We start from the raw sequence: 10492 nt of genomic DNA, 5'->3' as shown, positions 1-10492 counted from the left end.
TTGTAACCAAGAATTGATGTGATCCATTCTTTTTTTTACACTTTTACACAATTATACGGACTTAATCCTCCTCCTGCCGATATACCCGCTCTCCCGCTGATTCCGCACTCCTCCTGCCGATATACCCGCTCTCCCGCTGATTCCGCATGCCTCCTGCGGATATACCTGCTCTTCTCTCCCACTCCATAGCAAAAAAGCTGCGGCCCTTTCAGGCGCCACAGCTTCTACTATACTGGATCCTCTCCAATAATCTTCACTTCACGTTCTAGGGAAACTCCAAATTTATCCTGTACCGTTTTTTGTACAAAATGGATTAAATCGATATATTCCTTAGCGGAGGCATTGTCTATATTCACAATGAAACCGGCATGCTTCAAGGAGACTTGTGCCCCTCCAATCTGCTTGCCTTGCAGTTCACTATCTTGAATCAATTTGCCGGCAAAATAACCTGGAGGCCGTTTGAATACACTCCCACAAGATGGATATTCCAGTGGCTGTTTGGATTCCCGCTTATATGTCAAGTCATCCATGACTGCTTTTATTTCATCATAGTTGCCGTCTTCGAGCGTAAACGTTGCCTCCAATACGATATATCCTTTGTCAGGAATATTACTTGTACGGTAGTCCAGATCCAGCTGATCCGCTGTCAATGTCAGCAGATTGCCCTCCCTGTCTACCACTTTCGTGCTGGTGAGTACATCCTTAATCTCGCCGCCGTAGGCACCGGCATTCATAAATAACGCCCCACCTACAGATCCCGGTATCCCACAGGCGAATTCCAACCCGGTCAGTTCGTGGCTCAATGCCTGTTGTGAAACGTCAATGATCCGCGCCCCACTTTGGGCAACAATGGTATGTTCATCAATCTGTACAGAGATCAAGTTCTGCAGATTCATTACGATTCCTCGGATCCCTCCATCTTTGACAATGAGATTCGAACCATTTCCCAGTAGTGTGAACGGCATTTCCTTGCGATTGGCGAGCCTTACAACCTCCTGAACCTGTTCATAAGTTCTCGGCCTTACCAGATAATCCGCATTCCCTCCAAGGTGGGTATACGTGTGATTTCTCAAAGGTTCATCCAGCATGACATCTCTCTCAGGTATGATTTGTATCAGTTCTTCATATATGTGATGTTCCTTTGCCAATTACATCATTCCTTTATCCCATTAATCTCTTTCATTCTAAGCTAATCTTCTCTCTCTTTCCATAGGAAAGAATGGATCATCCAATCCACCTGTTCATTTTCATGAAGGGCGCTGTGGCCGAGTTCCTCATCGACAATCATAGTTTCATTATATTTATTGCCCGGGATAACTGTTCGTATAGATTGCACACTTTCCGGGCGTGCTACACTGTCCCCCGTACTGGCGACATTCAGTACCTCTGTCCCTGGTGGGAAACCATTTTTTTGAATCAGCTCTAGAGCAAGGGATCCAGGTTTCAAATCGGTTGCTGCTTCATCATGGTGGATTTGAAAATACTTTTGACTATAAATGCCGTCAAATGGGCTTCCTATAGCAATAAACCGATCCACGTCCGGATATTCTTCCCCTTCATAATCCTGAAGAAACTTCAAGGAAACGATCCCCCCCATGGAATGTCCGACAAGATTGATTTCATTCGCATGATAATTCTCTTTCAAATGGGTCGTGACTGAAGCAAGCCAGCGGGTGGTATCTTCAAAACTTGCCCGATTGTCTTGGAATATCACCTGGACAAACATCGGTTCCTCTCTCCCCTTGCTTAAATGGTAGTCACGTACCCTTCCATTGGAAGTGACATAATAGACGAGTCCTTTCTTTCCCCACCCATACTCATCTTCAAACCGATGCAGCATATGCCCAAAGGAATTGGAAGTGCCTTTATAACCATGGACGAACAAAGTTGGATTTCCATGGTGGATATCAGAGACTGGTTTCGTTGGCTTATATAATAGCATGCCGGCGAATAGGATAAAGGCAATGGCGGCAGCTATGATGAATTTCTTCTTCAAAGGTCTCCCTCACTTATTGAAGCTCTGGTTGCGATATCCATTCATTATAGCATTCACCATACTGAACTGTCTTGGCTCAACCTTATCTAGACAGGGATTGTATGGAGTGGAATACCGGCTCCCCCTCCTTGAAAGTCGTAATATATTTAAAGCCCAGTTCCTCAAAGAGCTCCAAAGACTCCTTGAATTTGTACCCGACGGTTGTTTCCGTATGTGAGTCAGAGCCTAATGTAAGAATTTCTCCTCCAAGTTCCCGGTAAAGCTTAAGGATGTCTTTGCTTGGCATTCCCGCGCCCAGGCCGTAACGGAAACCGGATGTATTCAATTCGATTCCTTTTCCTGCTGGGATGATTTCCTTGAAAACCTCCCGAATGATATCATGGTGGTCCCTTTTGCTATTCACCTCCGTATAACGTTTCACCAAATCTACATGTCCAAGAATATTAAATCGTTTAAACCGCTTCACGCAATCCAGCAGTTCTTTATAATAAACATCATAAGCCTGTTCTACTGTCTTACCCTGGAAGAAATCCCCGGAATGCAGATCCTTATGTTCGGTTGTATGCATGGAACAAATGACAAAATCAAAAGCCTCTTGATCAAGCAGCTCTTCATACCTGCCCAATAGATGAGGTTGAACACCAATTTCCACTCCCTTTTTGATAACGATCCTATCCTGGTACTTCTCCTCCATCTTTTTAATGGATCTATCATATTCCCCAAGATCAAATTCAAAAACAATCGATTCGTCCGGATAATCATAATCAATATGTTCCGTGAAACAAATTTCTTTCAATCCTTTTTCTATCCCCTGCTCAATGGTCTTTTCCATTGGGGTCTCACAATCGGCTGAAAAATCACTATGAATATGGTAGTCGAACATATTAAATTCCCCTTTTCTATTGACTTTTTTCCTTATAATTATTAGAATACTATATAACTTTAATTAGATAAAGCAATAAAGTATTAAAGTTTTCGGAAGGAGTATTCTCATGCAAAATTACGTGCTCAACGGAAATAAAGATACAAGTGTGGAAGACTTTCAAATCAGGGACAACCTGATCAGCACATTGAAAGAACGCTTTAAAACGTATGGTTATAAACAGGTTCGGACTTCCACTTTCGAATATTATGACTTATATTCTACCATTACCGGGACCGTAAGCCAGGATGACATGATGAAAGTCGTTGATTCTTCCGGAAAAGTGCTCGTGCTTCGACCGGATGTCACGATCCCCATCACCCGGATGATATCCGCAAACCGGGGAACCTTGCCGGCCGATCTGAGACTTTTCTATGTCCTGGATGTGTTCCGGCAGAACCAGGAACCGTCCGACCGTAAAGAGACCACACAGGCAGGTGTCGAGTTCTTTGGAAAGGATACACCGGAAAACAACGCGGAAACCATTGTACTCGCCATTCATACGATGAGAGATCTTGGCTTTACAAATTTCAAACTGGAGATCGGCCATGCAGGATTGTTCAAGGAACTAATCAAACAGACTTCCATCAATGAACAGGAACTAGAACAGCTGCAAGCCCTTATCCAATCGAAAAACATGGCAGAAATGAATCCGTTCTTGGATCAACTTTCCATCGAAGAAGATGTGAAATCAGCCATCCGTTCCATTCCGCTGCTATACGGCAATCCGGCGGATATTATCCGTCAGGCAGAAGCTATCATTCAAAACACAGAAATGAAGAACTTGCTGAAAAGCCTGGTGGATGTATATGAAGTATTGAAAGATTATGGAGAAGAAGATGCACTGGTTTTCAACCTGGGGCTCATCAATAACATGAACTATTACTCTGGCATCATCTTCCAAGGATTCGTTGAGCATGTCGGGAAACCTCTCCTGATGGGGGGACGCTATGATAATCTTGGAGAACAATTCAGCAGTCCCATGCCCGCAATAGGTTTCGCCTTCGAAGTCGATGACTTATTAGAAGCCCATGATCAAGAGAAGCTGTGGAAAGAGAAAAACGCTCCTCTTTCCATCCTTCTGGAGTATGATAGAGATATGCAAAGACAAGGTTTCAAGCTGGCTTTTCAATTACGAAAGAATGGATGGCAGGTACTGACTTATCCGTCTGACCATACGGCTAGCCAACAAACACCTGCAGACTGTATCGTTCACTACAGAGGAGATGAGCTGCAGCTTGAAGCTGGCGGCAAGGTGACTACTTTCAATGACACGGATGAATTGACAGGAACATTATCGGAGATGGGGAGAGATGACGAATGGCATGTTTGACACTTGCATTGGCAAAAGGCCGAACGCTGGACGATACCATTAAGTTATTGGAGAAGTCGGGAATAACATTTCCGGATTTGGAGGAAGAGAGCAGAAAGCTTATTTTCTATGATACGGAAGAACAGATAAAGTTAATTGCGGTAAAAGCCGTAGACGTGCCTACCTATGTAGAAAAAGGAGCAGCAGATATCGGAGTATCAGGAAAAGACAACATCCTCGAAGCACAGCCAGAGGTTTATGAAATGCTTGATTTGAAATTGGGACAGTGCAAATTCGCCGTAGCAGGCATAAAGGGAGACACATTGGAGAAGAACCGCAAACTCACCATCGCCTCCAAGTATCCTACTGTCGCCAAAAAACACTTCGAGAGAAAGGGTCAGGCTGTCGAAACGGTCAAGCTGAACGGCTCTGTGGAACTTGCCCCGCTGATCGGACTTGCCGACTTCATTGTCGATATTGTGGAAACAGGAAATACAATCAAGGAAAACGGGTTGGAAGTCGTTGAGGAAATAGAGGATATCAGTACAAGGCTGATCGTCAATAAGGCTAGTTATGCAACCAAGTCTGCTGACATCAATTCGTTCATTCACAAACTACAGTATTCCTTGGAGGGATCTGCCATATGAAAGTAATCACAACCAAAGAATTCCTGAATAATTTTGCCAATCAGTCACCTTCCGAAGATACTGATAGAAAAATCGACCAGATAGTACTGGAGATCATCCAACAGGTTCGGCACTCTGGTGACAAAGCCCTATATGAATACACCGAAAAATTCGATGAGGTGCAGCTGGATCAACTGGCTGTAACAGAAGAAGAATTCCGGGAAGCTGACAAACAGGTATCCGATTCATTCAGACAGGCTTTGCGGGAGGCACAACAAAACATCGCTGAATTCCATCAAAACCAAATGGAGAAGTCATGGTTTGTGAATAAAGCACCTGGTGTCATGCTTGGACAGAAGGTGACCCCCCTTGAAAAAGTGGGCGTATACATACCCGGCGGAAAAGCCGCCTATCCCTCCTCTGTGTTGATGAATGTCATCCCAGCGAGACTAGCCGGAGTGGAAACAGTCGTTATCACTACTCCTCCCCAGCCGGATGGGAGTATCAACCCGCATGTTCTGGTTGCCGCTAAAGAAGCAGGGGTGGACAAAGTCTATAAAGTTGGCGGAGCCCAAGCAGTTGCTGCACTTGCATATGGCACGGAAACTATCCCGAAAACCGCGAAAATCGTAGGTCCAGGAAACGCCTTTGTAGCGCGGGCAAAAAAGTGGGTATATGGAGATGTGGCCATTGATATGATTGCTGGCCCCAGTGAAATTTGTATACTGGCAGACGATACCGCTTCTCCAGCTTATATTGCTGCCGACCTGCTTTCACAGGCGGAACATGATGAAGATGCCAGAGCCATCTGTGTAACAACAAGCAAATCAATGGCAGATCAAGTCATCAGTGAGGTAAGACAGCAGGCCGCCAAGCTGGAAAGAAAAGAAATTATCGATCAATCCATTGAACAGCACGGCAGCATAATCCTTGCAACCAATAAAGAGGAAGCTATCCATGTCGTCAATACCATAGCCCCTGAACACTTAGAGTTAATGATGGAAAATCCGCAGGAAGAGCTTCAATACATTAAAAATGCAGGAGCCATATTCCTTGGTGCCTATGCTCCCGAACCACTCGGCGATTATTTTGCAGGGCCTAACCATACATTGCCGACAAGTGGCACAGCAGCATTCGCCTCTCCACTGGGAGTATATGACTTCATTAAGAAATCCAGCATTATCCAGTATTCCCGTGAAGCATTAATGCAGGCAGCCTCGCCTATTCAGACATTGGCAGAAACAGAAGGCCTGACTGCCCATTCCAATGCAATCCAGGTAAGAAAGGACGATTCAGATGCGAAAGCATAGCATAAGCAGAAAAACAGCAGAGACAGATATTGATTTGGAAGTTTCCATTGATGGAACCGGATTATCAGAGGTAAACACAGGAGTGGGCTTTTTAGATCATATGTTGATACTCATGACCAAACATGGCTTACTGGATCTCAAAGTACGTTGTGAAGGAGATTTGGAAGTTGACCAGCATCATACAGTAGAGGATATTGGAATCGCATTAGGAGAGGCCTTCCGGGATGCATTGGGAAATAAAGAAGGGATAACACGCTATGCAAATGTCACAACCCCCATGGACGAAGCCCTGTCCACTGTATCTTTGGACATCAGCGGACGGGCCTTCTTTGTTTATCATGTGGAAGGACTGAAAGATAAGGTTGGCAGCTTTGACACAGAATTGGTGGAGGAATTCTTTCAGGCATTCGCCAGCAATGCGAAGGTCACACTTCACATCAACTTGGATTATGGCAAAAATTCACATCATATTATCGAATCCATATTCAAGGGCTTCGGGCGGGCTCTCGACATGGCTACCATGAAGAACCCTCGGATCCAGGGAGTACCATCGACTAAAGGGACATTATAAAGGAGGAAGCAGGATGATTGCCATTGTAGATTACGGAGCCGGGAATATTAAGAGTTTGCAGTTCGCCTTGAATAAACACAATTTGGAATCAACACTGACAGCAGACCCAGAAGTAATCCGAGATAGCAAAGCAGTTATTGTTCCAGGTGTCGGTGCATTCAAGGATGCTATGGATTCTATGAACAAACTGGAACTGGGCAAAGTCATCAAAGAAGAAGCGGAAAAAGGAAAGCCGACATTGGGAATATGCCTCGGCATGCAGCTATTCTATGAAAAGAGCTTTGAAGACGGCTCCTGGGAAGGTCTTGGACTTTTGAAAGGGGAAGTCAGCCGAATTACTGATTCCGTAAAAGTCCCCCACATGGGCTGGAACACCTTGAATATCAAACAGGACAATCCAGTCGTAGAGGGAATCGAGGAAGAAACCTATGTCTACTTCGTCCATTCCTATGCTGTCAGCAGCTATGAGGAAAACACTCTTACAGCAAGTACCAACTACGGAGGAACAGTTCCTGCCATCGTGCAGCAGAAAAATATTATCGGTATGCAGTTCCACCCGGAAAAGAGCGGGGCAGCTGGACTCCGATTATTACAAAACTTTGGGGAGATGATTTCATGATTCTTTTTCCAGCGGTTGATATCAAAAACGGTAAATGTGTACGCTTGACACAAGGGGATTACAACAAAGAAAAAATATACAGCGATTCCCCTTCAGAAACTGCCCTTAAATGGCAGGAAAAAGGGGCAGAATCCCTTCATATTGTGGACCTGGATGGGGCAAAGACCGGGGAATCCACCAATAAAGCCAGCATTAAACAAATTGCAAAGAAAACCCGGATTCCAATTCAGGTAGGCGGCGGAATACGCAGTCTCGGTTTGATCGATGAATATATCGACGCAGGGATCAGCAGGGTCATCATCGGTACAGCCGCCATTCATGACAAAGACTTCCTGCGCAAAGCAGTCAATCAATATGGTGAAAAAATTGCAGTTTCCATTGATGCCCGCAATGGCTATGTAGCGACAGATGGCTGGACGGAGACCAGTTCCGTCAAGGCTCTGGATCTTGCAAAAGAATTGGAAGAGTTGGGAGTACAAACCATTGTTTATACGGATATCCTGAAAGACGGTATGCTGCAGGGCCCGAATTTCGACGAACTTCAAACCATTAACGAGGCTACTGCCATGAATGTCATCGCCTCCGGTGGAATTACTAATAAGGAAGATATCCAAAAATTGAGAAGCCTTCATCTGTTCGGCGCTATTATTGGCAAAGCCCTATATGATGGTACATTGGTCTTTGAACAAGTTGCTGGTGGTGATGAACATGCTCGCTAAGCGTATTGTGCCTTGCCTTGACGTCGATAAAGGACGGGTGGTAAAAGGTAGGAAATTCCAGAACATCCAAGATGTCGCTGACCCTGTGGAGCTTGCCACCAGGTATAACCTGGACGGCGCCGATGAGCTGGTCTTCTACGATATCACAGCATCCAATGAAGCAAGAGATATTTTTGTCGATGTAGTGGAAAAAGTCGCTGCTGAAATTGCTATTCCATTTACAGTCGGCGGCGGGATTCGTACATTGGAAGATATCCATCGGGTCCTGAGAGCTGGAGCCGACAAAGTATCCATCAATAGTGCTGCCGTAACGAATCCTCAGTTGATCAGAGAATCTGCCTGGAAATTTGGGTCCCAGTGCATTGTACTCTCCATCGATGCCAAGAAGACGGACACAGACAAGTGGATGGTCTTTACAAAAGGTGGCAGGGAGAACACCGGCCTAGACGCCATTGAATGGGCTCAGCGTGGAGAAGAGTTGGGTGCTGGAGAGATTGTGGTGAACGCAATGGATGCAGACGGAGAAAAAGATGGCTACAACTTGCCACTAACCAAAAAGATTGCAGAAACAGTAAACATACCAGTTGTCGCAAGTGGAGGAGCCGGTGCAATGGAGCACTTCTCCACGGTACTTCATGAAGGCAAGGCAGATGCGGCACTGGCCGCTTCGGTATTCCACTATGGTGAGATTCCGATTCCGGAGTTAAAGAAATATCTTGCAGAGAAAGACATCGTTGTCAGGAGGGATACATAATGGAAGTGAATATAGCGAAACTATCATTTGATGAAAATGGGCTGATCCCTGCGGTCGTCCAGGACGCGAACACAGGTAAAGTGCTGACATTGGCTTATATGAATGAATCGTCTCTTTTAAAGACCATTCAGACGAAGGAAACCTGGTTCTACAGCAGAAAAAGGCAGGAACTCTGGAACAAAGGGGCGACTTCTGGAAATACACAGGCAGTAAAACAAATATCCTATGATTGTGATGGAGATGCTCTTCTGGTCCAAGTCACTCCGAACGGTCCCGCTTGCCATACCGGTGAGGAATCCTGTTTCCATGAATCGCTCCATAAAGAGGAAGAAGTTGTCCAGGATGTTGTCTATCAGGTTGCCGGTAAAATAAAAGAACGTAAAGAGAATCCGGTAGAAGGAGCTTACACAACGTATCTTTTCAACGAGGGTATCGATAAGATCCTTAAGAAAGTCGGAGAGGAAACAAGCGAAGTGATCATCGGAGCCAAGAATGATGATAAGCAGGAAATAACCTGGGAGATTGCCGACCTCACTTATCACACCTTGGTGCTCATGGAACTCACAGGGGTGACCATCAAAGACATTAAAGAAGAACTGCAGAAACGGCATATTCAGAAACAGGAGAAATAATTCAGAAAGGAGCATTCCCTAAGGAATGCTCCCTTTCTATATATTATTAGATTAATGTCTCTACGTCAGCATCTTCTTTCAACTCTTCCACTTTTGCCTTCAGTTGCTCCTGTTCCTTCTGCGTGCGAAGTTGCTGCCTGATAGGTTCTTCCAGTTCTTTCAGCTCCCCGACTTCTTCGCTTTGCTCGGTCAACTGATCATACATTTCCTGAACCTCCTGGTCTGTTACTTCCACATTCAGTTCGGACTCCATATATTTCGATGTGATCAAATCATTATTTAGCTGATCCTTAAACTGCTCTTCCGTCAATTGGAACTGTTCCAACATAGTTGGAAGCTGATCACCTGATTGTTCCTCAATCTGTTTATATTGCTGGTCCACTTCTTCTTCAGTCACTTCAATTCCTGCCCGTTCAGCATCCTGAAGAATCAATTCCTGATCCACCAGAAGATCCAGCGTCAGTTCTTTAATCTTTTCATGATCACTGATATCCTGACCACTTTGCTGCATGGTTGTCTTTACCTGCATATATATCGGATTGTATTTTTCTCCGGTGACTTCTGCATCATTGACTTTAGCAACGGACTCCGTTTCATCCACCTTTTCCTTTTCTGTTACTTCCACACTTTCCTGAGCCTGCTCTGAAGTACTCTCCGGTGTTTCCTGATTTCCTTCCTCAGCAGCGTCCTCTCCACCGCAAGCAGCCAATACCACTGCAAATGCCAACGCCAACGTGATCATTAAAAGTTTTTTCATTAGAAAACACAACTCCATTTCCTTTCAGTGTCTCTTTATTCAAACATATACCAGTAATCTTTTTCAAGCACCTCAAAACGCCTTTCATGCCCTCTACCGCTGGTATGAGCGGTTTTATAGCCCAAGTTTACATTTCAGATACAATCCAATAGGCAATTTACATACTTATGCCACAAGCCTAATAGCAATGGGAGCATTTATTATCAGCAATCGAGTAGGAGGAGGTGACTAACCTCCGTCCTCTCACACCACCGTACGTACGGACCCGTATACG

General features: G+C 44.9%; 12 protein-coding genes. 8 read left to right on the top strand and 4 right to left on the bottom strand.

Annotation, left to right across the window (positions count from 1 at the left end; translation table 11 throughout):
- Positions 1–227 precede the first annotated feature (227 nt).
- The 3 genes from murB to ACFOGI_RS07955 all read right to left on the bottom strand — a co-directional run bounded on the left by murB (position 228) and on the right by ACFOGI_RS07955 (position 2879).
- Positions 228–1148, bottom strand: a complete 921-nt coding sequence (gene murB, locus ACFOGI_RS07965) for a UDP-N-acetylmuramate dehydrogenase (RefSeq protein WP_390271101.1) — start codon at positions 1146–1148, stop codon at positions 228–230.
- Positions 1149–1189: 41 nt separating this feature from the next.
- Positions 1190–1996 (bottom strand): alpha/beta hydrolase, encoded by an 807-nt coding sequence (locus ACFOGI_RS07960; protein WP_390271098.1) that lies wholly within the window; start codon positions 1994–1996, stop codon positions 1190–1192.
- An 82-nt stretch (positions 1997–2078) separates the two neighbouring features.
- Positions 2079–2879: a histidinol-phosphatase HisJ family protein gene (locus ACFOGI_RS07955; protein WP_390271095.1), complete on the bottom strand. Its 801-nt coding sequence runs from the start codon at positions 2877–2879 to the stop codon at positions 2079–2081.
- A 109-nt stretch (positions 2880–2988) separates the two neighbouring features.
- Between ACFOGI_RS07955 and hisZ the strand changes: the two genes are divergently transcribed.
- From hisZ to hisIE, 8 genes are read left to right on the top strand one after another with little or no spacing between them, the layout of a single operon-like run.
- On the top strand, positions 2989–4251 hold the full coding sequence (hisZ, locus tag ACFOGI_RS07950; RefSeq protein ID WP_390271092.1) for an ATP phosphoribosyltransferase regulatory subunit: 1263 nt from the start codon (positions 2989–2991) through the stop codon (positions 4249–4251).
- Entirely contained in the window at positions 4239–4877 is a 639-nt protein-coding gene (gene hisG, locus ACFOGI_RS07945; protein WP_390271089.1) for an ATP phosphoribosyltransferase, read from the top strand. The genes hisZ and hisG overlap by 13 nt, the downstream gene beginning before the upstream one ends.
- Positions 4874–6166, top strand: a complete 1293-nt coding sequence (gene hisD, locus ACFOGI_RS07940) for a histidinol dehydrogenase (protein WP_390271086.1) — start codon at positions 4874–4876, stop codon at positions 6164–6166. The genes hisG and hisD overlap by 4 nt, the downstream gene beginning before the upstream one ends.
- Positions 6153–6737, top strand: a complete 585-nt coding sequence (hisB, locus tag ACFOGI_RS07935; RefSeq protein ID WP_390271083.1) for an imidazoleglycerol-phosphate dehydratase HisB — start codon at positions 6153–6155, stop codon at positions 6735–6737. Before hisD ends, hisB begins: the two co-directional genes overlap by 14 nt.
- Before the next feature lie 13 nt (positions 6738–6750).
- Positions 6751–7356, top strand: coding sequence for an imidazole glycerol phosphate synthase subunit HisH (gene hisH / locus ACFOGI_RS07930; protein WP_390271080.1), 606 nt, complete (start codon positions 6751–6753; stop codon positions 7354–7356).
- Positions 7353–8075 carry a 1-(5-phosphoribosyl)-5-[(5-phosphoribosylamino)methylideneamino]imidazole-4-carboxamide isomerase gene (hisA, locus tag ACFOGI_RS07925; RefSeq protein WP_390271077.1) on the top strand — a complete coding sequence of 241 codons (723 nt, stop codon included), beginning with the start codon at positions 7353–7355 and terminating at the stop codon, positions 8073–8075. Before hisH ends, hisA begins: the two co-directional genes overlap by 4 nt.
- Positions 8065–8829, top strand: coding sequence for an imidazole glycerol phosphate synthase subunit HisF (gene hisF, locus ACFOGI_RS07920; protein WP_390271103.1), 765 nt, complete (start codon positions 8065–8067; stop codon positions 8827–8829). Before hisA ends, hisF begins: the two co-directional genes overlap by 11 nt.
- Positions 8829–9461: a bifunctional phosphoribosyl-AMP cyclohydrolase/phosphoribosyl-ATP diphosphatase HisIE gene (hisIE, locus tag ACFOGI_RS07915; protein WP_390271074.1), complete on the top strand. Its 633-nt coding sequence runs from the start codon at positions 8829–8831 to the stop codon at positions 9459–9461. Before hisF ends, hisIE begins: the two co-directional genes overlap by 1 nt.
- A gap of 46 nt (positions 9462–9507) precedes the next feature.
- Here hisIE and ACFOGI_RS07910 read toward each other — a convergent pair whose 3' ends face one another.
- Positions 9508–10218 carry a SurA N-terminal domain-containing protein gene (locus ACFOGI_RS07910; protein ID WP_390271071.1) on the bottom strand — a complete coding sequence of 237 codons (711 nt, stop codon included), beginning with the start codon at positions 10216–10218 and terminating at the stop codon, positions 9508–9510.
- Between the last annotated feature and the right edge of the window lie 274 nt (positions 10219–10492).

Source organism: Virgibacillus xinjiangensis, assembly GCF_042643145.1.
GTDB classification, from domain to species: domain Bacteria; phylum Bacillota; class Bacilli; order Bacillales; family Amphibacillaceae; genus Virgibacillus_O; species Virgibacillus_O xinjiangensis.
The sequence above is the reverse complement of the archived record's forward strand: the minus strand, read 5'-3'. Positions and strand labels throughout refer to the sequence as shown.

Coding starts and splice junctions, on each gene's coding strand:
- hisD (WP_390271086.1), top strand. CDS start 4,874: ATGAAAGTAATCACAACCAAAGAATTCCTGAATAATTTTGCCAATCAG.
- hisIE (WP_390271074.1), top strand. CDS start 8,829: ATGGAAGTGAATATAGCGAAACTATCATTTGATGAAAATGGGCTGATC.
- hisB (WP_390271083.1), top strand. CDS start 6,153: ATGCGAAAGCATAGCATAAGCAGAAAAACAGCAGAGACAGATATTGAT.
- hisG (WP_390271089.1), top strand. CDS start 4,239: ATGGCATGTTTGACACTTGCATTGGCAAAAGGCCGAACGCTGGACGAT.
- hisA (WP_390271077.1), top strand. CDS start 7,353: ATGATTCTTTTTCCAGCGGTTGATATCAAAAACGGTAAATGTGTACGC.
- hisF (WP_390271103.1), top strand. CDS start 8,065: ATGCTCGCTAAGCGTATTGTGCCTTGCCTTGACGTCGATAAAGGACGG.
- hisH (WP_390271080.1), top strand. CDS start 6,751: ATGATTGCCATTGTAGATTACGGAGCCGGGAATATTAAGAGTTTGCAG.
- hisZ (WP_390271092.1), top strand. CDS start 2,989: ATGCAAAATTACGTGCTCAACGGAAATAAAGATACAAGTGTGGAAGAC.
- ACFOGI_RS07910 (WP_390271071.1), bottom strand. CDS start 10,218: ATGAAAAAACTTTTAATGATCACGTTGGCGTTGGCATTTGCAGTGGTA.
- ACFOGI_RS07955 (WP_390271095.1), bottom strand. CDS start 2,879: ATGTTCGACTACCATATTCATAGTGATTTTTCAGCCGATTGTGAGACC.